This window comes from Pseudoalteromonas sp. BSi20429 (assembly GCF_000238895.1).
GTDB classification, from domain to species: Bacteria; Pseudomonadota; Gammaproteobacteria; order Enterobacterales; family Alteromonadaceae; genus Pseudoalteromonas; species Pseudoalteromonas arctica.
In genome coordinates, this window is sequence record NZ_BADV01000036.1 from 49,848 (window position 1) to 74,380 (window position 24,533).

The 24,533-nt window shown below is 39.1% G+C and carries 27 protein-coding genes; 10 read left to right on the forward strand and 17 right to left on the reverse strand.

Annotated elements, in window-relative coordinates:
• Positions 1-134 precede the first annotated feature (134 nt).
• On the forward strand, positions 135-1,403 hold the full coding sequence (gene icd, locus P20429_RS11745; protein WP_007582517.1) for an NADP-dependent isocitrate dehydrogenase: 1,269 nt from the start codon (positions 135-137) through the stop codon (positions 1,401-1,403).
• A 12-nt stretch (positions 1,404-1,415) separates the two neighbouring features.
• Here the strand turns inward: icd and P20429_RS11740 are convergent, their stop codons facing one another.
• The 3 genes from P20429_RS11740 to P20429_RS11730 form a co-directional block, all read right to left on the reverse strand.
• Positions 1,416-1,847 (reverse strand): hypothetical protein, encoded by a 432-nt coding sequence (locus P20429_RS11740; protein WP_007582519.1) that lies wholly within the window; start codon positions 1,845-1,847, stop codon positions 1,416-1,418.
• Between the two features lie 442 nt (positions 1,848-2,289).
• On the reverse strand, positions 2,290-2,496 hold the full coding sequence (locus P20429_RS11735; RefSeq protein ID WP_007582523.1) for a hypothetical protein: 207 nt from the start codon (positions 2,494-2,496) through the stop codon (positions 2,290-2,292).
• A gap of 74 nt (positions 2,497-2,570) precedes the next feature.
• Positions 2,571-3,518: a LysR family transcriptional regulator gene (locus P20429_RS11730; protein ID WP_007582526.1), complete on the reverse strand. Its 948-nt coding sequence runs from the start codon at positions 3,516-3,518 to the stop codon at positions 2,571-2,573.
• A 381-nt stretch (positions 3,519-3,899) separates the two neighbouring features.
• On the opposite strand from P20429_RS11730, the gene aceK reads away from it, so the two are divergent.
• From aceK to P20429_RS11715, 3 genes are all read left to right on the forward strand, one after another.
• Entirely contained in the window at positions 3,900-5,672 is a 1,773-nt protein-coding gene (gene aceK / locus P20429_RS11725) for a bifunctional isocitrate dehydrogenase kinase/phosphatase (RefSeq protein WP_007582528.1), read from the forward strand.
• 64 nt (positions 5,673-5,736) lie between these two features.
• Positions 5,737-6,699: a zinc-binding dehydrogenase gene (locus P20429_RS11720; RefSeq protein ID WP_007582530.1), complete on the forward strand. Its 963-nt coding sequence runs from the start codon at positions 5,737-5,739 to the stop codon at positions 6,697-6,699.
• 63 nt (positions 6,700-6,762) lie between these two features.
• On the forward strand, positions 6,763-7,014 hold the full coding sequence (locus P20429_RS11715; protein ID WP_007582532.1) for a DUF2999 family protein: 252 nt from the start codon (positions 6,763-6,765) through the stop codon (positions 7,012-7,014).
• Between the two features lie 81 nt (positions 7,015-7,095).
• On the opposite strand, the gene P20429_RS11710 is transcribed toward P20429_RS11715, so the two are convergent.
• Positions 7,096-7,596, reverse strand: a complete 501-nt coding sequence (locus P20429_RS11710) for a fasciclin domain-containing protein (RefSeq protein ID WP_007582534.1) — start codon at positions 7,594-7,596, stop codon at positions 7,096-7,098.
• Positions 7,597-7,779: 183 nt separating this feature from the next.
• On the opposite strand from P20429_RS11710, the gene lepB reads away from it, so the two are divergent.
• Positions 7,780-8,430 carry a signal peptidase I gene (lepB, locus tag P20429_RS11705; protein ID WP_007582535.1) on the forward strand — a complete coding sequence of 217 codons (651 nt, stop codon included), beginning with the start codon at positions 7,780-7,782 and terminating at the stop codon, positions 8,428-8,430.
• Positions 8,431-8,511: 81 nt separating this feature from the next.
• On the opposite strand, the gene P20429_RS11700 is transcribed toward lepB, so the two are convergent.
• Together P20429_RS11700 and metG are read right to left on the reverse strand one after the other, a co-directional pair.
• The gene (locus P20429_RS11700) at positions 8,512-9,159 is read right to left on the reverse strand and encodes a bifunctional 4-hydroxy-2-oxoglutarate aldolase/2-dehydro-3-deoxy-phosphogluconate aldolase (protein ID WP_007582536.1); all 648 of its coding nucleotides are present in this window, start codon (positions 9,157-9,159) and stop codon (positions 8,512-8,514) included.
• A 121-nt stretch (positions 9,160-9,280) separates the two neighbouring features.
• Positions 9,281-11,302 carry a methionine--tRNA ligase gene (gene metG / locus P20429_RS11695; protein WP_007582537.1) on the reverse strand — a complete coding sequence of 674 codons (2,022 nt, stop codon included), beginning with the start codon at positions 11,300-11,302 and terminating at the stop codon, positions 9,281-9,283.
• Positions 11,303-11,489: 187 nt separating this feature from the next.
• Between metG and apbC the strand changes: the two genes are divergently transcribed.
• Together apbC and dcd are read left to right on the forward strand one after the other, a co-directional pair.
• Positions 11,490-12,566, forward strand: coding sequence for an iron-sulfur cluster carrier protein ApbC (gene apbC, locus P20429_RS11690; protein WP_033026641.1), 1,077 nt, complete (start codon positions 11,490-11,492; stop codon positions 12,564-12,566).
• A gap of 6 nt (positions 12,567-12,572) precedes the next feature.
• Positions 12,573-13,157: a dCTP deaminase gene (gene dcd / locus P20429_RS11685; protein WP_007582539.1), complete on the forward strand. Its 585-nt coding sequence runs from the start codon at positions 12,573-12,575 to the stop codon at positions 13,155-13,157.
• Positions 13,158-13,173: 16 nt separating this feature from the next.
• Here the strand turns inward: dcd and P20429_RS11680 are convergent, their stop codons facing one another.
• Positions 13,174-13,959, reverse strand: a complete 786-nt coding sequence (locus P20429_RS11680; RefSeq protein WP_033026658.1) for a CLCA_X family protein — start codon at positions 13,957-13,959, stop codon at positions 13,174-13,176.
• Positions 13,960-13,983: 24 nt separating this feature from the next.
• A complete protein-coding gene (locus P20429_RS11675) occupies positions 13,984-14,580 on the reverse strand; it encodes a tRNA-uridine aminocarboxypropyltransferase (protein WP_007582541.1) in 597 nt (198 codons plus the stop codon).
• 137 nt (positions 14,581-14,717) lie between these two features.
• On the opposite strand from P20429_RS11675, the gene P20429_RS11670 reads away from it, so the two are divergent.
• Together P20429_RS11670 and P20429_RS11665 are read left to right on the forward strand one after the other, a co-directional pair.
• Positions 14,718-15,062, forward strand: coding sequence for an Hpt domain-containing protein (locus tag P20429_RS11670; RefSeq protein ID WP_007582543.1), 345 nt, complete (start codon positions 14,718-14,720; stop codon positions 15,060-15,062).
• Between the two features lie 105 nt (positions 15,063-15,167).
• Positions 15,168-16,385, forward strand: a complete 1,218-nt coding sequence (locus tag P20429_RS11665; RefSeq protein ID WP_007582545.1) for a pyridoxal phosphate-dependent aminotransferase — start codon at positions 15,168-15,170, stop codon at positions 16,383-16,385.
• Between the two features lie 428 nt (positions 16,386-16,813).
• Here P20429_RS11665 and P20429_RS11660 read toward each other — a convergent pair whose 3' ends face one another.
• The 4 genes from P20429_RS11660 to P20429_RS11645 all read right to left on the reverse strand — a co-directional run bounded on the left by P20429_RS11660 (position 16,814) and on the right by P20429_RS11645 (position 19,889).
• Complete coding sequence (locus P20429_RS11660; protein ID WP_007582547.1) at positions 16,814-17,281, reverse strand: glycine zipper 2TM domain-containing protein; 468 nt, start codon at positions 17,279-17,281, stop codon at positions 16,814-16,816.
• 177 nt (positions 17,282-17,458) lie between these two features.
• Positions 17,459-18,079 carry a penicillin-binding protein activator LpoB gene (gene lpoB, locus P20429_RS11655; RefSeq protein ID WP_007375407.1) on the reverse strand — a complete coding sequence of 207 codons (621 nt, stop codon included), beginning with the start codon at positions 18,077-18,079 and terminating at the stop codon, positions 17,459-17,461.
• Between the two features lie 11 nt (positions 18,080-18,090).
• The gene (locus P20429_RS11650) at positions 18,091-18,516 is read right to left on the reverse strand and encodes a YcfL family protein (RefSeq protein ID WP_007582549.1); all 426 of its coding nucleotides are present in this window, start codon (positions 18,514-18,516) and stop codon (positions 18,091-18,093) included.
• An 8-nt stretch (positions 18,517-18,524) separates the two neighbouring features.
• Positions 18,525-19,889 carry a COG3014 family protein gene (locus P20429_RS11645; RefSeq protein ID WP_007582551.1) on the reverse strand — a complete coding sequence of 455 codons (1,365 nt, stop codon included), beginning with the start codon at positions 19,887-19,889 and terminating at the stop codon, positions 18,525-18,527.
• 507 nt (positions 19,890-20,396) lie between these two features.
• Between P20429_RS11645 and P20429_RS11640 the strand changes: the two genes are divergently transcribed.
• Positions 20,397-21,266: a DMT family transporter gene (locus P20429_RS11640; protein ID WP_007582553.1), complete on the forward strand. Its 870-nt coding sequence runs from the start codon at positions 20,397-20,399 to the stop codon at positions 21,264-21,266.
• A 19-nt stretch (positions 21,267-21,285) separates the two neighbouring features.
• Here P20429_RS11640 and P20429_RS11635 read toward each other — a convergent pair whose 3' ends face one another.
• Genes P20429_RS11635 through P20429_RS11615 form a run of 5 tightly spaced genes read right to left on the reverse strand, consistent with a single transcriptional unit; the run spans position 21,286 to position 24,338 of the window.
• Positions 21,286-21,972 carry a M15 family metallopeptidase gene (locus P20429_RS11635; RefSeq protein ID WP_007582554.1) on the reverse strand — a complete coding sequence of 229 codons (687 nt, stop codon included), beginning with the start codon at positions 21,970-21,972 and terminating at the stop codon, positions 21,286-21,288.
• On the reverse strand, positions 21,972-23,102 hold the full coding sequence (gene dapE / locus P20429_RS11630; RefSeq protein WP_007582557.1) for a succinyl-diaminopimelate desuccinylase: 1,131 nt from the start codon (positions 23,100-23,102) through the stop codon (positions 21,972-21,974). The genes P20429_RS11635 and dapE overlap by 1 nt, the downstream gene beginning before the upstream one ends.
• Positions 23,102-23,446 carry an ArsC family reductase gene (locus tag P20429_RS11625; RefSeq protein WP_007582559.1) on the reverse strand — a complete coding sequence of 115 codons (345 nt, stop codon included), beginning with the start codon at positions 23,444-23,446 and terminating at the stop codon, positions 23,102-23,104. Before P20429_RS11625 ends, dapE begins: the two co-directional genes overlap by 1 nt.
• A gap of 4 nt (positions 23,447-23,450) precedes the next feature.
• A complete protein-coding gene (locus P20429_RS11620; protein WP_007582561.1) occupies positions 23,451-23,948 on the reverse strand; it encodes a PTS glucose transporter subunit IIA in 498 nt (165 codons plus the stop codon).
• A gap of 3 nt (positions 23,949-23,951) precedes the next feature.
• A complete protein-coding gene (locus P20429_RS11615) occupies positions 23,952-24,338 on the reverse strand; it encodes an ACT domain-containing protein (RefSeq protein ID WP_007582563.1) in 387 nt (128 codons plus the stop codon).
• Positions 24,339-24,533: the final 195 nt, after the last annotated feature.

Consider the following 24,533-nt stretch of genomic DNA (forward strand, 5'->3'; position numbering starts at 1 on the left):
CCAACTAAATGGATAAATAATCACGCCTAATTCTTTATTTTTTAAAATGATAGTAACTATAAAAGCACAAATACAGACACTCCTAGCTAAGCATGGTTTAATCAATTAATCGTTATTTTAAGTTAGGTTTAGCCATGACGTATCAGCATATTCAAGTTCCTGAGCACGGCCAAAATATCACTATTGATGCACAAGGACACTGGCAAATACCGTTAGAACCTATCATTGCTTTTATTGATGGCGATGGCGTGGGTCTAGATGTTATGCCGGTAATGCGCCATGTTGTTGATAGTGCAATTGAGCATTGCTATAAAAGCGCACGGAAAATTCATTGGATGCAGGTTTATAATGGCGAGCAGGCCGCAAAGCTGTATGACGGTGATTGGTTCCCGCAAGAAACAATTAACGCGGTACGTGCCTGTAAAATTGCCATAAAAGGGCCGTTAACCACACCACTAGGTGGTGGTTTTCGATCTCTTAATGTCGCACTCAGGCAAGAAATGGATTTGTTTGTAAATATGCGCACTATAAAAGGTTTTAGTGCACTCCCTTCTCCTTTAAAAAACCCTTTTTTAACAAAAATAACAGTTCTTCGTGATAGTAGCGAAGACGTGTACTCAGGTATTGAGTGGCAAGCAGGCAGTGTAGAGAGCGAAAAAATGCTCGATTTTTTATGTGAGGAAATGGGCGTAACCCGCCTAAGGTTTTCACAAGAGTGCGGAATTGGTATTAAAAATATATCTAAAGAAGGCTCTGAGCGACTAATGCGCTTTGCAATTAACTATGCACTTAAAAACGATAGTGAATCATTAACGCTAGTGCACAAAGGTAATGTACTTAAATTTACCGATGGTGCATTTAAGCGTTGGGGGTTTGCACTTGCACAAAACGAGTTTAATGCCACTGCACATGAAAATGGGCGTTGGTTGCAAATAGAGCGAGCACACCAAGCGCCCTTAATTATTAAAGAAGTCATAGCCGACAACATGCTGCAACAATGTTTAATGCATCCAGAGCAATTTGATGTAGTGGTGACGACTAACCAAAATGGTGACTTTTTAGCAGATATGCTCAGTGCACAAGTTGGTGGTGTTGGCATAATGCCTGCTGCAAATTTAAATAACGATGTCGCATTTTTTGAGCCCACGCATGGCACGTTTGAGCGTATAGCAGGGCAAAATAAAGCGAACCCCAGCAGTAGTATTTTAAGTGCGGTATTAATGCTTAAATTTATGGGATGGGACGAGGCCGCATTACTCATAGAGAATGCGTTAGAGCAAACATTTAAAAATGGTGAAGTAACCTTTGATTTAGCGCAAGAGCACACAAATAACTCAAGTATTCATAACTCGACAACCTTAACTTGTACTGGCTTTGCAAAGAAGGTTATCGAGCACTTTTAAATACATCCATTATTAAGCTGCTGAGGCAGTTTTTACTCTGTGCATACAAGGGCGGTTGGTTAACTGCGCTGCACGATGGTAAATCTCATGTGCTTGGGGTTCATCGCACTGCGTACCACTAAGCGTATCCATTAACGCAACAACAATAATTGCAGGAACCTGGCAGCAATATTCGTCTAAAACTGCTTCCGTAGTTTGTGCATCAACATGGCAAAGTGGATGATTTTTAAGTTGGTATGCGTTTAATAATGTATCAACTTCTAATACATCATCTGGTTGATGCTTTGTTTTACGGCATTTGCAACCAAACTCATCAACTAAAGTAGCTAACGCTTGGTAAGTTTCAGTGGTGTTAGCTTTAGTGCATAACTGCTCTTCGATGAACTGATGTAAGTTAGCATCGATGAATAATCCGTCTTGGCGTGTGAAAGAAGTTGTTGTCATAATAATTACTCTTAGTTTGTTGGCTTAACTTCACTCTAGCGCTAAGTGTATTATTAATAAAATTGTTGTTTTCAATAACTGATATTGATTTTATCAATAGTAAGATTTAATGGTTAATAGAACGCAGAAAACAATCTTAAATAATACTAATTAATTTGGTGCAATGCGGTGAAAGTGTGCACAAAACTGGAACAAGGGGAGGAGTTGAGGAATAAAGAAGGAATCTTAGTTAATTGTTTTTATTGAATTTTAATTATTTTATGAAGTTGGTACTAAGCTTGCTAATAATACGCTGTAGGTAGATTCCTATATCGACGATTTCCAAAAGCGCCACGGTATTTTCCCAAAGTTGAATACCGTGGCGCTTTTTTATTTTTCGCGTGTATTTTATTTAGCCGTCACAATAGCAATAGCAATAGCAATAGCAATAACAATGGTAATGTTAAATTTTAACAAAGTAGGGAATGGCCACTAAAATAGCGCCTACAATCAGTAGCATGCTAACACTGGTCATAAAGTACGGAAAAACCAATAATGACAAACCAATACAAAGTGGCACTACGGCTTTTTTTCTTCGCCCGTAAGTAAGGTAGCCAATACCTATGCCGCCAAACAAAACACTCCACGCAATTATTGATGCACTATCCATTTTTTCTCCGTTTGAAGTTATTGTATAAAACCGAGCTTGTTTGAAACTTGTAACACAACATATCTGTATTTAATTTATCGATCTGCAATCGTTTTAGCAAACACTAATAATTCACGCCTTAACCATTGGTGTGCAGGCGCGTGGTGTAGTAGCGGGCTCCATATCATTTTTACCTCAATAGGCACTATTTGAAATGGTACAGGGCTGATTACTAAATCAGTATGAGAGGTTAACAATTTAGCCTGCCTGCGCGGTAGGGTGGCAATAAGTTGCTCTGATTGGCAAAGCAGGCTTGCGACCATGTAGTGGCGAGTAAAAACACGTATTTTACGGGTTTGTTCTAGTTGCCAAAGCGCTTCATCTACCCAGCCTAATTTTTGCTTTCCCGATTTATTAGTAACAGCGGCCTCCGGCCCCCAACCTGCACGGTTTACCCAAATATGTTCTTTTTGTAAGTAGTCGTCTAACCCTGATTGTTGTAAAAATGTATTTTTAGGATGGGTTAAACAACAGTAATTATCTCGCCATACACTGGCTTGATGAAACGAGCGTGGTAGGCCATTAAAGCGGTTTATGGCTAAATCTATAGTGCCTTTTTCCATGTCTTGCAGGTTTACGTCGCTTGGGCTTAATACATCAAAATTAATACCGGGATTTTTACTAAGCTGCGCAGTTATAAAAGGGGCTATTAAGGTCGACTCTATATAGTCGTTTGCCATTATTCTAAACGTAACTTCAGCGGTTGTAGGGTTAAACTGCTCACTAGGCTGCGTAATAGCTTCAGCCATTTTTAATAGGGCCTCAACTTCAGGCTTTAATGCAAGTGCCTTTGCCGTTGGCGTCATAGAGCCTGCGGCACGCACAAGTAGCGGGTCGTCAAATAAATCGCGCAAACGTTTTAGCGCATTACTCATAGCCGGTTGCGTAAGAGCAAGTTTATTTGCAGCTTTTGACACACTTTTTTCATCGATGAGTACATTTAAGTAAACTAACAAGTTGAGGTCGACGTTTCTTATATTCATATGGGCGTGTTGGCCTTTCAGGGTTGAAATTTGTTCAATCTAGGGGCGATTTAATCGCGGCGCGAGGTTTGCCACCTAGTGGGCTAAGTAAAAATCGAGCAACAAAGAGTTAATCGCCCCTAGAAAGAATCCTATGGGCAGTGTGTATTTGGCCTTTATGCAGCGTTAAAGTACATTTATGGGGAGTCACCACACTACATGTACTTTGCCTTGCTTAAAAACCAAATACACGGCTGCAAAATTAACCTCGAAAGGTCAATACGCCCAATAAATTCTATTTATATGGTTTATTAATTATCTAAATTAAAGCCTGCTTGCTAAGGTGTAAACCATTAATAAAAAATAACCGCCATAACTGGCATCAATATAAGTGCTGTATTTATGCAAAATAAGCTAACAAATCAATCTATTAATGCGCTACAACACGTTGTAGCCAGTAAGCTTGCACGATCTGTTTTTGCTGGATTTGAGGCGATGTTTTCGCAATTTTTAAATATTACACTGGGTGCACAAAGCCGGTTTGAGCAACGACAGTATCACAGTGTACAAAGTGCTATGCGTGAACGTTTACAAGTGTATGAGCGCGAAGTAAAAAACGTGAGTGAAGCCGTGAGAGTTATTGCTTACGCTGAACTTACTTGCCCGCAAACGTGGCAGTTAGCTAAAAATATTTATGGCGATATGGTACAAAATCACGAAAATAAACCTATTGCGCATACCTTTTTTAACTCAACGTTTGGCGCAATTTGGGACGATAAAAAAATTCGTACTGTGCATTTGTTTGTATTAAAAGCAAAGTATCGTAGTGAGCCACGCTCTTATGAAAGCTTAGTGAGCAGGGTATCGCTACATAATGGGTTTAATAACGCCGTTAAAACGCTTATCACTAATCAAGTATTTAGAGTGCCGTTTAGTCATTTAGAACGCGATGTAGCCACATTACAAAGTACGTTAATGCAAGGCTCTAAGCAGCAATGCAAACAGGTGTACGAACTTATAAATTTAAACGATGGGTATATTGAATACGCCAACTCATTATTTTTTAGAAACAAAGCCTGTTATTTAATTGGGCGCTGCATTGCTAAAAATGGCGACAATATGCCTTTTGCTATCGCTATTTTAAATACCGATGAGGGACTAAAGCTTGATGCTGTAATGATGGGCGCCGATCAATTAAGTTTATTATTTGGTTTTGCACGCACCTATTTTATGGTTGATACCGATAAGCCCGCTCGTTATGTAGATTACTTAAGTGTGTTAATGCCACATAAACAACGCTTTGAGTTATTTAACGCCATTGGTTTTATAAAGCACGCCAAAACTGAGTTTTATCGACACAAGGTTGATACGACTAAAAATAGTCCAGCCAACTTTAAGTATGTTACAGCACCAGGGACGCCCGGTATGGTAATGTTGGTATTTACTATTGAAGGGCTAGATTACGTTTATAAAGTAATTAAAGACAAATTTAGTGCCCCAAAAACAGCTACCAAAGCACAAGTGAAAGAAAAGTATAACTTTGTAAAACAAGCCGATAGGGTTGGTCGTTTGGTAGACACACACGAATTTAGATATTTAGCGTTTGATTTAAGCCGTTTTAGCGACGAGCTGCTTGAGCAGATGAAAAGCCAAATTGGTAGCAGCATGGTTATATCTGGCAAGGCACTTATTTTAAAGCATGTTTATGTTGAGCGTAAAATGACCCCGCTTAATTTATATATTACCCGATGCGATAACAAAACCTTAGAGAGAGTTATGCATGATTACGGTAAAGCAATTAAAGAATTAGCCGGTGCTAATATATTTCCGGGCGACATGCTAATGAAAAACTTTGGCGTAACGCGATGGGGGCGAGTGGTGTTTTACGACTTTGACGAAATTTGCCCACTAACCGATTGCAACTTTAGAGAGGTGCCACAAGCCCAAAATGCACTTGAAGAGCTAAGTAGTAACTCGTATTTTGATATAGCTGAAAACGATATATTTCCGAGCCAATTTAAGGTGTTTTTTAGCGCCAACGAGATTGCGTTTAATTATTTTAATAATGAGCACAGTAACTTGTTTTTAGCGACGTTTTGGCAAGGTTGTCAGCAACAAGTACACAATGGTTATCTACCCGATGTTTATCCTTACAAACAAAGTTGGCGCTTTTGAGGTTGTTTGAATCTGTGTTCATCCCCATCTATATGTTATTACAGTTTTTAAACTTGGAGCAACAATGAAATATATTTCTCATGAAGATGGTAATCTTGCATTTAGTGAAACCGAAAAACCGGTTTTAAAGAGCCATGAAGTACTTGTTAAAGTTGCAGCAATAGGTGTAAACCGTGCAGACAGTATGCAGCGCCAAGGTAAATACCCGGCCCCTGCGGGAGATAGCCCTATTTTAGGTTTAGAATGTGCCGGTGTTGTTAGCGATATTGGTGGTAAAGTTGATAGAGTTTGGCTTAATAAACGTGTTTTTGCTTTGTGTTCTGGTGGCGCTTACAGTGAATATGTAGCCGTTGATGCAAAGCAGCTTATGGAATTACCCGATGATGTAACAATGGCTGAAGGCGCAGCAATAAGCGAAGTGTACCTAACAGCATTTGGCGCGTTATTTGAGCTTGGTAAATTGCAAAAAGGGCAAACAGCGCTTATTCATGCAGGTGCTAGTGGTGTGGGCGGTGCAGCAATTCAAATGGCTAAAAGCGCAGGTGCTACCGTAGTTATTACTGCCGGTACGGATGACAAATGCCAACACGCAAAAGAACTCGGTGCCGATCATGCAATTAACTACAAAACTACCGACTTTGTAGAATATATGAAAGCAAATGAGTTAACAGCAAATGCAATTGTAGATCCTGTTTCGGGGAGTTACTTAAATAAAAATGCCGCTATTGCAGCGATGGATTGCCAAATTGTAATGCTTGCATTTTTAGATGGACGTTTTGCAGAAGTTGATTTTGCCGCGCTTTTACGCAAACGTATTTCGTTTCATGCCTCAACGCTTAGAAATCGTAGTATTGAGTTTAAACGCCAGGTACGCGACGACTTTGTAGCACGCTTTTACAATGATATTGCCACTAAAAAGTACGACTTTAACCTGTATAAAACATTGCCTTGGAGCGACGCAAACGAAGCTCATGCTATTTTAGAGCGTAATGAAAATGCTGGTAAAGTTGTTTTACTTGTAGAGTAACTCTTTAATTTTAGGGTTTAGCCCATATACTAAGCCCTATAAAAAAACACTTAAGGTTTAATAATGAATCCAATACTAGCAATACTTAAAGAGCACAATGTAAGCGACGAAAAAGTAAAAGCATTGTTTGAAGCGTTTACTCAAAACCCAATGATGGCAATGGCGCTTGTTCAAGAGCTTGGTATTCCGCCAGAAAAACTACAGCAACTAATGGCAGTCGTAATGACTCAACCGCACCTTATTAAAGAAGCGACTGATGAACTTGGTTTAGATTTTGAAAAAGTAAAAGAAGCGAAAGAAAAACTAAATCAATAATTTTTTATGTGATGAAACAAAAATAAATAAAAGAGCATAAGTATTTACTTATGCTTTTTTATTTGGCTTATTCTTTTATGACTACTCTTTTGGAAGTAGTACGGTGTCGATAACATGAATTACGCCGTTGCTTGCTTTTACATCAGCTTTTACAACTTTAGCGTCATTTATCATTACGCCCATGCTGTCGGCTTTAACCATAACTGATTGGCCTTGTAGTGTTTTCGCACTATCTACCTTCATTACGTCGGCTGCCATCACTTTTCCAGACACTACGTGATAAGTTAATACCGCCGTTAGCTTGTCTTTGTTTTCAGGCTTGAGTAGCATTTCAACAGTGCCTTCAGGTAATTTAGAAAATGCAGCATCTGTTGGTGCAAAAATAGTAAACGGTCCTTTACCTTGCAGTGTTTCAACTAAACCTGCGGCTTTAACAGCAGCAACAAGAGTAGTGAACGAACCATTTTCAACGGCTACTTCAACAACGTCTTTTTTCATACCATGATGATCAGCATAAGCCATTGTAGTAAATCCAAGGCTTGCAGTTGTAAACAATAATGCAGTAGTAATTTTCTTAAACATTTTATTTTCCTTTAAGTTAATACCCGTTGGTTTCGTTAAATGTTACGACGCTCTAAATTTAATCGATCAATTAAAATTAGTAGTCAACATGTTTTGTTACATCATTGGTTGAACTGCAGCTAATTAGCAAAGTCATATAAATAGTTACTCAATTAAAGACTTGTTCAATTGAAGGGAATAGGCATGAAATTAGTTTATAAGTTTTGGAAAAATAACCGCTCTCTTATCGTATTTATTGCACTGATGAGCGTATTTAGAAGCGCTGTTGCCGATTGGTACGAAGTGCCAACAGGCTCAATGAAACCGACAATTCAAGAAGGTGACAGAATACTTACCGATAAAATGGCCTACGATATTCGCGTCCCATTTACGCACATAAAATTACTTAAATTAGCTGACCCACAAGCTGGTGATATTATTGTTTTTGACTCACAGGCTGCCGATAACCGTTTAATTAAACGTGTAATTGGTGTGCCAGGAGACACCGTTGCGCTTGAAAATAATGAGCTCATTATTAATGGTAAAAAACTTAATTATGCAGATCAGCGAAGCAACATAGACTCGCTTGATAAAATTGAAGATTTAAACGGATTAGAACATTCGATAAGAGTGGCAAATATTCCTTCACGTTTATCGGGGTTTGATGCAATTACAATTCCTGATGATTATTACTTAGCAATGGGCGATAACCGCGACAATAGCGCTGACTCGCGTGTAATAGGTTTAATTCCGCGTAACGAGTTATTAGGAAAAGCAGAGCGCGTTATAGTGTCACTTGATTACGATAATTATTACCTACCAAGAAAAGATCGCGTATTGAAAAAGCTGAATTAATTAGTAGTAATTAATTTTGTATAGCGCCCAATCAAATTTTATGAGCGCACATTTGGCTATTTTATAAATAAAATAAACTGCCTATTTAGGCAGTTTATTTATATAGCTTTTTACAAGCTTAGTAAGATCACTGCGTTCTTGTTCTGTGTTGACTATTTTACAAAAATCACCACTTACTGCCGCGCCGCAAGCACCTGCGTCAAACCACTGAGATATATTATCCAAAGTAATACCACCAACAGGCATTAGTTGTGCTTCTGAAAATGGGCCGGTTAATGCTTTAAAGTAACCAACGCCCATACTGCCAGCAGGAAATACCTTAATAATATCAGCGTTATACTCAATTGCATTTGCAACATCGGTAGGTGTTAGTGCGCCCATTAATACTGGCAACCCGTGCTGGTGGGCAAGTTCAACAACCGATTTGTTGGTATTTGGCGTTACAATAAACTGCGCGCCTGCATCAATTGCTTGCTGAGCAAGGGTGGTGTTAATTATTGTGCCTGCACCAATAAGTGCGTTTTTATGAGCTGCGCGTGCTTTTGTTATTTCTTGCTCAAAGCCAGGCGTGTTTGAAGTGATTTCGAGCGCGTTTATGCCTGCATTAACTAAGCAATCAATTAATGGAGCTACGTCGCTTTGTTGTTTTAAGCGTAAGATTGCGAGTAACTTATATTGCTTGATTAGCGCACTGGTATTTAGTCTTTGGGTATCAAGGTTGCTGGTCATGGTTGTTGATCTAAAAAATATTTTAATACACTGATATTATTTAAATAATGCTTATAAAGCAAATAGGGAAGCCCATAAAAAAACCGCTGATGTATCAGCGGTTTTTATTGTATGAGTAATATTACATTACGCGCATACCAGGCTCTGAGCCGTCATCTGGGTTAAGAATATAAATTTCTTTTCCGCCAGGACCTGCTGCTAATACCATGCCCTCCGACATACCAAAGCGCATTTTACGAGGCTTAAGGTTAGCGACCATAACGGTTAACTTACCTTCAAGATCCTCTGGTGCGTAAGCTGATTTAATACCTGCAAACACTTGGCGAGTTTCTCCGCCTAAATCAAGTGTTAGCTTAAGTAGTTTATCAGCGCCTTCTACGTGCTCTGCTTTAGCAATTTTAGCTACGCGTAAGTCTACTTTTGCAAAGTCATCAAATTCTATTTCGTCGCTAATCGGCTCTTTTGCAAGTGGGCTGTTAGGGTCAATAGTTACTTTTGGCGCTAAGCTTTCTTTAGATTCTTCAACCATTTTATTTACTTTATCCATTTCAACACGCTGCATTAACGGTTTAAATTTATTGATAGGGTGGCTTACGAGTGCATTTTGAACGCCGTCCCATGCAAGGTCGTCATTTAAAAATGCTTGTACGTTGTCGGCCATTTCTGGTAGCACTGGTTTTAAGTAAGTAATTAAAACGCGGAACAAGTTAAGACCAAGAGAACACACTTCGTGTGCTTCTTGTTGCTTAGTTTCGTCTTTAATTAATACCCAAGGTGCTGCGCCATCAATAAATTGGTTTGCTTTGTCGGCAAGCGCCATTATTTCGCGAATTGCGCGGCTGTAATCGCGGTTTTCGTAGTGTGTTGTAATGCTAGGTGCAGCCGCTTGAAACTCTGCTAACAGCTCTGGTTGCATAATAGTGCTGCTTAGCTTGCCATCAAACTTTTTAGTAATAAAGCCAGCACAACGGCTCGCTATGTTTACTACTTTACCTACTAGGTCCGAATTTACGCGTTGTGCAAAGTCTTCTAGGTTTAAATCAAGATCAACAATACCGCTGCTTAATTTTGCTGCGTAGTAGTAACGTAAGTACTCTGGGTTTAAGTTATCTAAATAAGTACGCGCTTTAATAAACGTACCCTTTGATTTAGACATTTTTTCGCCATTTACAGTAACAAAACCATGAGCGAATACGTTAGTTGGCTTTCTAAAGTTAGCGCCTTCTAACATTGCTGGCCAAAATAAGCTGTGGAAGTAGATAATGTCTTTACCAATAAAGTGATAAAGCTCAGCGTCTGAACCTTCAGCCCAAAACTCATCAAAGTTGATGCCTTTTTTATCACATAGGTTTTTAAAGCTCGCCATGTAACCAATAGGTGCATCTAACCAAACGTAAAAATATTTGCCCGGTGCATTTGGAATTTCAAAACCAAAGTAAGGCGCATCACGGCTAATATCCCACTGCTGCAGGCCATCGGTAAACCATTCGTCTAGCTTGTTAGCCATTTCTTGTTGAATAGTGCCCGAGTGTAACCACTCTTTTAGCATGCCTTCAAATGCTGGCAGGTCAAAAAAGTAATGTTCAGAATCTTTAAGTACAGGCTCTGCACCTGACATTACAGAACGCGGATTAATGAGTTCGGTAGGGCTGTATGTAGCACCACACGAATCACAACTGTCGCCGTTTTGGTTTTCAGATTTACACGTTGGGCAAGTACCAGTTACAAAACGATCGGGTAAGAAAATACCTTTTTCTGGATCGAATAATTGCGAAATAGTGTGCTTTTTAATATGACCGGCATCGTTTAGGCGGTTATAAATAAGTTCGCTTAATTCTTTGTTTTCTTGGCTATGCGTGCTGTGGTAGTTATCAAATTTGATATTAAAGTCAGCGAAGTCGCGTTGGCGCTCTATGCTCACTTGTTTTACCATTTCTTCAGGCGTGATCCCTTGCTTTTGCGCATTAAGCATAATTGGCGTGCCGTGGGCATCGTCTGCGCAAACATAATAAGCTTCGTGGCCCTGTAGTTTTTGAAAACGTGACCAAATATCAGTTTGAATATATTCCAATAAATGACCTAAGTGAGTAGGGCCATTTGCATAAGGTAATGCGCTGGTAATCAGGATCTTTCGCTGCGTCATAATCATTCCGAATTGAGGATAAAACGCCGTTTTTATTATACAAACGGCAATTATCATTAATTTATCTACAAGCTATCTGCTTAGAGTGCGCACAGCTTATGGATTTTTATTAATTGACTGGTGTTAATGCCCTGAATGTTACATAATTCCGTGGCACTTTTCATCAAAGAAACGCTATTTAATTGCTATGTTTGGACTGTCGAAACTATTCTCTTCTAAATCGGTGCAAAAACAACCGATTATTACTGCCTTAGCGGCATATCGTAGTGCGGCTTTTGCCGTCGGTATTGACGAAAGCTTCATTGATACTATTACTCAAAATGACGATAAATCACTACACATTAAATTAACCCTGCCATTTGCTGGGCAATCAGAAATGCCTTTAGTTGAGCAACACGTAAGTGAAAGCTTAAATGTGCCTGTAACAATTAGCGCCAAGGTTATCATTAAAGAGGCAGCTAAGTTTAAGGCGATTAAACATATTGTGCTTATTGCCTCAGGCAAAGGCGGAGTAGGTAAGTCGACTACTGCCGTTAACTTGGCGGGCGCCCTTAAAAACGAAGGCGCAAAGGTGGGTATTTTAGACGCTGATATTTATGGCCCATCTATTCCAATGCTTTTAGGCTTGGTAGGCGCAGAGCCCGTAACTAAAGATAACAAACAGCTACAGCCTTTTGATGCAAACGGCATTAAAGCGCAGTCAATTGGCTTTTTAGTCCCAAGCGATGACGCCACTGTATGGCGCGGACCAATGGCGTCAGGCGCACTTAGCCAATTGCTTAACGAGACTGATTGGGGTGAGCTTGATTACTTAATTGTGGATATGCCACCGGGCACCGGTGATATTCAACTAACAATGAGCCAAAAAGTACCAGCGAGCGGTACTGTTATTGTCACTACACCGCAAGACTTAGCCCTAGCCGATGCGCAAAAAGGCATTGCTATGTTTAATAAAGTAAACGTGCCAGTGCTGGGCTTAATTGAAAACATGAGTTATTACATTTGCAGCCACTGCGGTGAAGCTAACCACGTATTTGGTAAAGACGGTGCACAAAAACTGGCGCACAAGCACGGCGTACCTGTACTTAGCCATATTCCACTTGCAATAGATATACGTGAGTATTCTGAGCAAGGAAAACTTATTGCCAACGATAACGACGCGGCGATAAGCAAAACATACAGCGCAGCAGCGAGGCTTATAGCCAGCACGCTCTATTATCAACAGCATCACAATGCAATTGAAATTGTGATTACAGAAGATTAATAAATAATGAGACTTTCAGACACACATATTAATGAATACCTAAGCGATGGTCGCATTGTTATTGAGCCTGCGCCAACAAGTGACATGATTTCAGGTGTAACTGCCGATTTGCGATTAGGTAATAAATTCAGAACTTTTAATGCACACAACGCGGCATACGTCGATTTAAGCGGTCCAAAAGATCAGCTAAATAAAGCTATGGAATCAATCATGAGTGAAGAAATAGTGCTTGATGAAGGTGAAGCATTCTTTTTACACCCAGGTGAACTTGCACTTGCTATAACACACGAAAAAGTAACTCTGCCAGCAGACATAGTAGGGTGGTTAGATGGACGCTCATCGCTTGCGCGTTTAGGTTTAATGGTACATGTAACCGCGCACCGAATTGACCCAGGCTGGAGCGGTAATATTGTTTTAGAGTTTTACAACTCAGGTAAATTACCACTGGCGCTTCGTCCACTGATGAAAATTGGTGCTATGAGCTTTGAAATGCTATCGGGCCCGTGTGAAAACCCATACAACATCCGTAAAGATGCAAAATATAAAGATCAAAACAGCGCAGTAGCAAGTCGCATTAGTGACGATAAGTAACCACTAAATAAAGCTTTTATTCGTCTATTTTATGAAGCGCGTAACCCAGTAGTTCAAAGTACTGGTTAAGCGCTTCATTTGCTTTATTAATATGCTCAGCGTTTGGGTATATTAAATTACTACTTTGTAAGCCCCCCACTAAAAAGCTATTTTTTATACTTGAATGCCGCTCAATACAGGCTTCAAAACAACGTGCAGCAAGTTCTTCTGGCATGCTCATATAATTCATGTTTTGTGCTTTATCGTGTTCTATGCATGTTTGTACAAAGCTATTTGCATCAACGCCGTGCTCATCTAAAAATACATTTTTATAAAAACTGTTCAAAGCATTATTAAGTGGGTGCGATAAATTAGGCGTGTTTGAAAGCCATAATTTTGAGGCAAAACTAAATCGTGGTTTTGCTGCAAATAAATGCTCGCTTATATGATGGTCAAACGCATGAAACCATTCGTGAGCAAGTGCACCACCGCCTGCATTTTTTGCAAGAGCAAGCGTTTGAGAAGCCGCATTATAATGCGCTTGTACACCTTTTTGACCGCCATGACCAAATGCAAAATTAAGTTTGCCACGAAGACCAATTGCTTTGGGCGGTAAATGCAGTATTTGTGCAAGGTCGGCCAGTGCATCGTAAATTAAATTAGCGCTAATGTAGCGCTCTTCTTTAGTTACCCATTTACCGACGACCATTGATCTAAAGCCAAAGGTATCTCTTATATCGCTAAAGTCGATTTGGTCGTCAAAGCGATAGTTGGGGCCTTGGCGAGTAAAGCCACGTTTTAGCCTGTTAGGGTAGTTACGCATTGCAAGTTTCATATAGTAACGAATTTAATCTAAGTAACGTGCTTTTACGTGCTCGGGCATGTGATGGGTTTGTTTTTGTATTAATTCATCAAGCACATTATAAAGTGGTGCAGGATTTAACTGCTCTATTAAAAACAAACTATGCGCTACGGCTTCAAGTGTGGATAGGCTATCGGCCCTAGGGGCTTTACGAATAGCATAACGATTTTTAGGTAACTGTTTAAAACTGACCGTTTTGAATTGATTTAGCAATGTGGTGAGCTGCAAAATTTTGTAGGCTTTTTTCCATGTACCATCAACCACGATTAAATGGGTGATGTTTTTTATATTAGATTGCTCAGCGCTATCGTCTAAATTTACAGCGTGTTCGTTAGGGTAGAGCAAAACAGTTGAGCTTACTGGCAGTGATTTAAGAATAGAAAAGTCGTCATTATTTTCGCCTTTGACTATTTGGCAATCAGTTAGACACAAATTGAGTAGTTTAGCGGTATTTTTTGCTATTTTTTCTTCGCTTGGGTGCTGTAGAATAATAACCTTAACTTTGTTGTTTATATTTGTAATTGCGCTGCAAATACAGGTGTTAAGTGCAAAGTTACAATGATTACAAAGTGTGCGTGCCATTTAATAAACTTTTTGTTGCCAGTATGATCCTCACAATTATACATTTATAAGGTAATTAAGTTGGTTTTTTTTACGCATCAATATAAAGTAGTACTATTAAACTGTAATTTACATGGATTGTTTTAAGGGCTTAAAATATGACAGAAATAAATATTGATACATCAGCATTAGAGAGTATGGAATCGTTATTGGGTGAGCAGTTTGCTGATACACTTGATTTTTGCTGCTCGGAGTTTGAGCGTTTAGGCTCTGAAGTTTTAGCAACCATTGGAAAAGACAGAGAAGCGGCGATTCGTCATTCTCATAGCTTAAAATCTAACGCTGCGCAGTTTGGTGCTTCAAGCCTTGCTGAAGTATCTCGCGTTATTGAACAAAATTTAAACCTAGATAACTTAGCTGAAGCCATCGACGCATCTAATAGCTTAATGGCTCAAGTAACAGGCTCTCAAGCTAAGCTAAATGAATGGTTAGCATCTCGTTAATTATTGAAACCGAAACGTGAATTTATTTCAGTACTAAGTAATCAAATACACTGGCATTTTGCGCCTTTACTAGGTTAGTCTAAAGACTCACTAGTCGAGGTAAAAATGTCTGATATTAAAAAGAGTCACAAATTAGAAGGTGTATGTTATGACATTCGTGGGCCGGTTTTAGCGCAAGCTAAAAAAATGGAAGACGAAGGTCAAAAAGTATTAAAATTGAATATAGGTAATCCGGCTGCTTTTGGTTTTGATATGCCAGAAGATATGCACCGCGATATTATCCGCAACTTATATTCAGCCCAAGGTTACTGTGACTCTAAAGGCCTCTATTCTGCCCGCGTGGCTATTTATCAACACTATCAACAACGTGGATTACATAATTTAGATGTAGATTACATTTATATTGGTAATGGCGTAAGCGAACTTATTCAGATGATCACCCAAGCGCTATTAAATAATGGCGACGAAGTGCTTATTCCTGCTCCAGATTATCCACTTTGGACTGCTTCGGTCACGTTATCGGGTGGTAATCCGGTACATTATTTATGTGATGAAGAGCAAGATTGGTTTCCGGACATTGCAGATATAAAAAGTAAAATCACGTCTAAAACTAAAGCTCTGGTATTAATTAATCCTAATAATCCTACTGGTGCGGTTTACAGTGATGATTTGTTAATGCAATTAATTGATATAGCGCGTGAACATAAACTGCTGTTATTGAGCGATGAGATTTACGAAAAGATTTTATACGATGGTATAACGCATACTTCAATCGGCTCACTTTGCGACGATGTGCCTATTATTACTTTTAATGGTTTAGCAAAAACATACCGTGCAGCGGGGCTGAGAATGGGGTGGATGGTTTTGAGTGGTCGTACCTCGGTAATGGATGATTTACGCAAAGGCCTAGAAATACTTTCATCTATGCGTTTGTGCGCCAATGTACCTGCGCAGTATGCGATTCAACAAGCACTTGGCGGCGTGCAATCAATTGATAGTCTAATAAACCCGGGTGGGCGCTTATATGAGCAGCGTGATATTGCATGGCGTGGATTAAATGATATTGAAGGCATTAGTTGTAAAAAACCTAAAGGCGCGCTCTATGCATTTGCCAAAGTAGATACAGCACTTTTTAACGTCAAAGATGATGAAAAGATGATGTACGATTTGCTAAAAGCCGAAAAAATATTACTTGTGCATGGCAGGGCGTTTAATTGGCCAGATCCTGATCATTTTAGGTTGGTCTTTTTACCAAGCAAAGATGATTTATCGGATGCGATGTTAAAAATGAAGCGCTTTTTTAAAGACTATCGCCAAGTATAGTTATTAAAAAATAATAAAAAAACGAGCCAAATTTGGCTCGTTTTTTATTTTAGTCATGAATATATTAACAGGGCGTGTTGATCTTTGTGGATTGAAATTTGTTCAATCTAGGGGCGATTAAATCGCGACGCGAGGTTTGTAACCTAGTGGGCTCGGTAACTGCTCCTGCGTTACCCTACTGGCTTACATCCATGTAAGAATAAGTAAAAACCGAGCAAAGCTTCCGCGTCCTGCTCACGCCCCTTACCTACATCCATGTAGGCAACAAAGAGTTAATTGCCGCTAGGCAGAACCCTTCGGGCAGCGCATGTTTGGCATTTATGCTGCGTTATCGCCTATTTATAGGGAACAACCATAGTTCATAGGCTCTGCCTTGTCTAAATACCAAACATTCTGCTGTAAATTCAACCACCAAAGTTCAGCACGTCCTAGTACGCTTTATCTACACGCACTGTGTTGTCGTTCAAGTACACTAATCTTACGTTATCGCCTTTGCTAAAACGCATTGATTGGTCCTGATCTTGAACAACCATAAACTGGTCGCCATTTTCAACTTGTATTAATAACTCTACAAAGTGATTCTGCTGATAATGACTTTGCTGCTGCCCATTATGTGCAACACTGCCGCCAATTACCGAACCTAATATTGTTGCTACTGTGCGGCCGCTACCACCACCAAACTGGTTGCCTACTACGCCACCGAGTAATGCACCGCCGAAGGTTTTCCAGCCGTTGTTTTTGTCTTGAATGATTTCTTGTTCGGTAATATTGCGTACCGATTTTACGTCACCAAATAAAACTTGCTGCACAGGGACTGCTTTATTGCGCTCGTATTTAGCAAACGTAGGCGCGCTTATTGTAAGTAAAGCGCACATAATTACAGTAATTGCTTTCATAACTTGCTCCTTTTATACCAACCTGCATAAATCTTTGATCAATTTAACGAATTAAATTGCGCTATAACGTCGTTAAAATTTTTTATTTAGAACAACTAGATACAAAAACTTTTGCCTAGTACTAGCGTAATTTTCTTAACGTTAAATAGACCCCATATATAAGCCGATTGGTATTAGCTACCAGCCAAAGGTTGATTTTTCTTTAGTTTTACGAATTTCAGTTTCGTCTGCCCATTCAACTAGGCCGCTTTCCATATCCATTAAACGCATCGTAAATTTATAGTATACGTCTGATTTATCGGCATTTGATTTAACGATGCTCGATAAATTTCCGTATAACATATATTGCGCGCCAATTTGTTTACCAAATGCAACGGCTGTTGCAGGGTTAACAAGGGCATCTTCGTTTTGAAACGTTAATTGCTCACGTACTGACTCAACACGCGTCATATCTACAAAACGGAACTTACCACTGCGTAGCATTTGCGTTGAGATTGAATCGGTGATTGATTCAGTATCAATGTGCTCACTAGTTTTGTTTTTAATACGCTCAACAAATACTACAGGGCGTTTATTAGCGGTCATTGTGCCAACAACGGGTGAGCTGAGTAATGAGTCGGTCATTTGGCTCGCTACTTTTTGTAAGTCGGTAGAACCAAAATTAATATCTGTTGTTTCTACTGCTTGTGCATCGCCATAACTTACTACGGCTTTATTAGCACAGCCACTTAATACTAAAGCGCTTAGGCCAACTAAAGCGTAAGTTGATGCTGTTTTAAATTTGTTACTGATGATCATGGTTGTTTCCTTTAATCTTTAAATTCTTGTGATTCGGTAGACACTTCTCTTACTGCTAAAGAAAAGGTAACCGCATCAGAGCTAGGTGCTAAGCCCGGTAATTGTGTTTTTGCAAAACCAAATAAGGTGAGTGCTTGCCAAGGTGAATGATTGCCTTTAATAACAAAGCCGTCTTTATCAAACCAATTAAATTGATACTGCAAATACTGTGATTTTTTATACTGGCTCGAAAGTGTCACTACTACATCGGTTAACTGGTTGGTTTGACGTGTTTTAACATCAGTAATGGCCAGCTTTTTACCGAGCTCTGGGTTATCTACACGTAATTGCTCATTAAACTGATTTTTATTTTGTTCAACAGAAATACCCGATGTAACCGGTTTGCTGGAACATGCACTGAGCATTAAGACTGCTAATAATGGCGCTATGTATTTCATGATGGCTCCTAAAGTTGAACTACGTGGTAATTAAAGTAGTTATTAACGGAGGTTAAGTAAATTAACGTTAACCCTTGCTTACTAACGGTAAAATTTATAGGTGCTTGTGTGCCTATATGCAGAGAATGCTCACCTGTATTTAGGCTTTGCCTTGCAACACTTATTTGATTTGGAAGCGTAAGCCAGCTACGTGTATCAGCTTGCTCAGACGCCAAATTATAAATATTAGCAAGTATGTTACCTACATCACCGGCACTGCGAGCAAGCTCTGCACGCACTTTTTCTTTAGCTACTAACCTAAGCACTTGGCGAGCTACTTTTGCAGGTATTTGATCCTCTAATGTTTTTGCTGCAAGTGCTTCAATGTGTACTAATGGGCTCAGCCCTAAGCTTTGTGCATCTATGTTTATATTATTAAGGCGGCGCACATAGGCATTATCTTTATATACTGGCATTGCAAGGCTGTAAAAGCGTGCATCGCCGCGTGATGAATAAATTGGTAAGCGCAGTTTAAATTCATCTTGTTTTGGTACTAAGCCTTGTTCAAATAAAACAATTACTTCGCCTTGCGTTGCAGAAATTGTGGGTGCATCACTAAAACGTTTTTTAAATTCACTTAGGTCTTGGTCAAACCCTTGTTTTTTAGCAAGGCGCATTACGTCCTGCTGTAAATAAATATTGTTAGGTTGTATAGTCAGTGCTTTTTTATAATCAATATAAGCATCGTCATACTGTTTAGCACTTTGGTAAAGTAAAGCAGATAAATAAAATGTGTAGGCATTTTGAAAGCCATTTTTCACGTCTCTGGTTACATTGCCCATGCTAGGGTAGTGTTGCTGCGCTTCCTTAACTGTTGAGTCGCCATCTGTTTTATTTTCGCTTAGTGCATCAACTTGTACTTTATTAGCGCGGCGAATTTCGACCAAAGCGCCTTCTACATCATTTTTATACACGTAGTTAAGTGCTTTATAACTATGAAGCATACTCATTTCGTAAGCCGGTGGCACATAAGTTATGGCTGAGTCGTTAGTAAATAACGCATTGCTTTGCTCAAGCCCCGCACTTACTTGTATTTTGGCGGCTTCACGTTTTTTTTGCATTTGCGTATACACGTTCTCAAATTTACTTTGTGCCTCTTGTGGCATATTGGCTAAGTCGTTTAAGCGAGCTTGCTCAAGTTGGTTGAGTAAGTAGCTGCTGTGCATGGTGCTATTATCGGCAATAAGGGATTGCGCTTCTTCGATATTGTTTTTCTCGATCGCATTTCTTATTGGTGTCATTTGCGTGGCATAGTCATTAAATAGGTCATTAAAGCCCATTGTGCTACACCCACTTAAAATACAACAAAAGCTTAAAATTATACTTAGGCGCACTGCGCACTCCTCTCAATTTACCTGTATACATTAACATATTATTTTTAGCTAAATGTGTGAAATATTGTAAAAAATCGTAGAATAAAACTGCCTGCTAATAAAGAAATATAAAATGACATTGGTGAACAAAGTGTGAATTTTCTTGTTGGGTAACAATATTGAAATGCTTAAGGTACTTTATTGGTCTTATTGAATACAATGATCCCTAAAGCGTAATGATAAATGAATTTTTTAAATGAAGTAATTGCTATTCACTAAGTCGTATACGAAAAAGACTAAAAGGATATCTTGTGTTGTAGACACCGTATTTTGCAAATGCGGCTAAGATTTGAGTATAAATGATCTAATTTATAAAAACTAAATACTCTCTTTGCACAGTTATACCAATCCTGTTTAAATGTGCTGCTCATTAAGCGGTTTTATAGGCGCTTATGACAATGTTTTTAGCTTAGTAGGTTAATTAATTGAAATAACGCTGTAATTTGTTTTTATTGCTAAGGAATTTTTTTGAAAGCTACGTTGTACACAATCATTGCTTTAATTGCGTTTGCTGCAAATTCTCTTTTTTGCAGAATGGCTTTAGCCGAAGGCTATATAGATGCTTGGAACTTTACAGTTATTCGCTTACTCAGTGGTGCTGCGTGTTTGGGTATTATAATGGCTATCTATACTCATAATTTAAAACGAAAAGGCACATTTAACCCCGCTATTTTAAGTGATAAAGGAAGCTGGCGAAGCAGTATAAGCCTTTTAGTTTATGCACTTTGTTTTTCGATTGCATACGTAGAGCTAGATACAGGCACCGGTGCACTGATTTTGTTTTCAGCCGTGCAACTCACTATGATTGGCTGGGGTATATATCAAAAAGAGCAGTTGAGTGTGCTTCAGTGGTGCGCGTTTATAGTGGCGCTAGGTGGGTTTGTATATTTAATGCTGCCATCTGCTGCTGTACCTTCATTATTAGGTGCATCACTCATGGCACTCAGTGGTGTGGCATGGGGTATTTACAGTATTCGCGGTAAAGTGTGCGTATCGCCACTGCGTACTACCGGGTTTAACTTTATAAGAAGCTTAGTGGCTATCCCTATTTTATTACTTGTTGGTATGAGTTATTTAAAAAATATGAGTATTGAAGGGGTTTTGCTTGCATGTGCCTCGGGTGCGATAGCGTCTGGAATTGGTTACAGTGTTTGGTATGTGGCTATGCCACTGCTTAAAAGTACCCAAGCTGCTGTTGTGCAGCTTTGTGTACCTGTACTTGCAGCCGTTGCCGGGGTCTTGTTTTTATCAGAGCAGGTAACAATGGAATTTATAGTAGCAAGCTCGTTAATATTAGGGGCTGTGCTGGTATTTATCTTAAATAAAAAGAAGGTGTGATACCACTTAAACAAGTTCTTTATGGCGGACTAACGTTCGTTACAAAGCGTGTATAAATAGCGGGTAAGTTATCAAGTATTGCCTGCTTACCCTGTAGTTCACTGTTTTTTATGCATTCAAAAAGTACTTGTTCGCTAAGCTTATTCACTAATAATTGCGATTGCTTAATATGGCTTATATGCCAAAGCTCAGGTGCGACACCACCTAAATCATGCTGGTAAGGGCGATAAAAGCCAAATTTATCTAAGTTAGTATCAAGCCAATTACTTAAAGGCGCAAACGGCCCACCTTGCAGGTATTCATCAGGTGTTAGCTTTAGTTTATAATCATCACTTACCGCAGCTTTATCAAACACATCTAAATCGGTGCCTAAATGGTGCCTGCTTGCCCCAGGTAATGCAGAGTAGAGCATTATTGCTATGCATTTATCTACATCATTTAATTTAGTTAAATCTACAACCTTTTGCTGTTTATTATAAACAGGTCGAATACCTAAAAACTTATTATTCCAAATAATTGACTGGCGTTTAAAGTCGCGAAAACTTGAGGCAATAGTAAGCTCAAATCCTGCTTTTTGTGCTGCACTTTGCAGCGCTAAAAAGTCGCTGATAATAGCGCTGTGCAAGCGATGATTTTGTATATCAGTTAAATGTGTATCACTTTGCCCTGTGATACACATTATTGGTGTTGGTTTAGTTACATCCATTAGGCTAAAAGTTGCTCTAGTATTTGCTCGTAAATGTCGGCAAGGGCTATTAAGTCATCGGTACTTACGCATTCATCTATTTTATGAATAGTGGCGTTACGTGGTCCAAGTTCAATTACTTTAGCCCCTGTTTGCGCAATAAAGCGACCGTCAGATGTGCCGCCGGTAGTTTCTAGATTAGTGGTTAAACCGGTTACTGATTTAATCGCTTTAACTGTGGCATCAACAAGCGGGCCGTGCTCGGTAATAAAAGGCAAGCCATTTACTATCCAACTTAATTCATAATTTAAGTCATGCTTTTGTAAAATATCGTTCACTCGTTGCTGTAATTGCTCATGTGTTACTTGCGTGCTAAATCTAAAGTTAAACTGTACTTCTAGTTCACCCGGGATCACATTACCTGCACCTGTGCCGCTATTAATATTTGAAATTTGAAAGCTGGTAGCAGGGAAGTATTCATTTCCGCTATCCCACACCGTTTGGCTAAGCTCAGTAAGTGCAGGCGTTGCTAGATGAATTGGGTTTTGTGCTAAATGTGGGTAGGCAACATGACCTTGTACGCCTTTAACCGTTAGGTAAGCGGTAAGTGAGCCTCTTCGGCCATTTTTAACAACATCGCCTAATACATCTCGTGATGAGGGTTCGCCTACTAGGCACATATCTATTTTTTCACCACGGGCTTCTAGTGTATCTATTACACGTGTTGTGCCGTTTATAAACGGTCCTTCTTCGTCAGAAGTGATTAAAAAAGAAATAGAGCCTTTATGATCTGGATGTTTAGTAACAAAACGCTCTGTTGCTACTAGCATTGCGGCTAATGAGCCTTTCATATCGGCAGCACCACGCCCGTGCAGTAGGCCATCTTTTATTAATCCTGAAAACGGCGGGTGTTGCCAATTTTTTTCAGGGCCTGTTGGTACAACGTCGGTGTGACCTGCAAAACAAAAGTGCGGCGATTGTGTGCCTTTTCTAGCCCAAGTATTAAGTGTGTCGGTAAAAAATAATGATTCTATATTAAAACCAACCGCAGCAAGGCGATCGTTCATCATTTGTTGGCAGCCAGCATCTTCGGGCGTTACCGATTCACGTTGGATTAGCGCTTGGGCGAGTTGAATTACGTCATTAGTCATTATTTAAAAATCTCGTCGTATTGGGCTGCTTTAAAACCTAAATGGTAACTGCCATTGTTTACCAGTACTGGACGTTTGATCATGGCAGGTTGTTCAACCAACAATGGGATAGCACTTTCTTTAGTTAGACTCTGTTTTTGCTCATCAGTTAATGCGCGATAAGTTGTTCCACGTTTATTAACGAGTTGTTCCCAATCGAGCTTGTCTGCAAATTCACTCACCATTTGCTCATTTACACCATCTTTGCGGTAGTCATGAAACGTAAATTCGATGTTGTTATCGGTTAAATATTTTTTAGCTTTTTTTATCGTATCGCAGTTGCTAATGCCGTATAGAGTGATCATAAATCTAGTTCTTCTTAATAATAGTTAATAGGGTGTCTTCACCCGCATTTACATGCGAATGCGAGTAATGAAATGTGCCAAGGTTATGGCCGTTTAGTAAAATTAAACTAGCAAGCATTGGAGTATCAAGTTCTCGTAAATCAAAATAAGCAAGGCGTTGACCTTTGCATATTTTGCTACCATTGAGTTGCGCAATATGGGTATGCGTAATTGATTGTGAATCAAAAATAGTTAAGTTAATCAAGACTTTTAGACCATTATTAGCTTGTAGAATAAACTCAGTACCTGCATTTTTTACTTGTAATAAAGTTCCATCAAACGGTGCTAAAATTTTATGACTTGTTAGTTGCACCATAATACCAGGGCCCAGAGTGCCAAAACGAAAAAAAGGTTCTGGGTGCTCTTTCAGTTCAATTACTTTACCTGTAAATGGGCTGGTAATATTTATTGCATTAAGAGGCGTTTTATTTTGAGCTAAATAGTCAATTTTTTGAGCTTTCATAAGTTAGTTTACCACCACGTTATAACCCTCTTTTTTTAAAGCGGAAATAGCATTTTCTGCAGTGTGTTTTTTTATGAGAATATAATCAGTATCGTAGGTTGAAATTGAAAAGATAGAAATTTTAGCGCGCGCTAATACCCCTGAAATATTAGCCATAATTCCGGTTAACGAAAAGCCAAGTGGACCTACAACCTCTAAAGCTTGCCAGTCGGGTTCGGTATCCAGGCTTTTTACTTCAAAATCGCTTGGGCATACAATTGAAAGTTCATCATGGGTTTTAGAAATAAAAAACAAAGATTGCTTTAAAAGTGCCGCAGGTATGTCAGCATCTACATCTAAACTGTGTATAGATAAAATGGTGCTGTGTAATTGTAATGTTTGTTTTGACATTAAAAGCCTGCGAACAGCAATATTGATAGCTTTATAGTATAGATTATTGGCTTTAAATTAAAGGTGTAACAACGACTAACTCAGCAGTAAATAAGTAGATAAAAGAAGGGAGTAAAAACTTACCCACAATTTCTGTGGATAAGTATGGGGGTTGTAGGGTATAAATAACCTAACTAGTTAATTATTAAATAAATA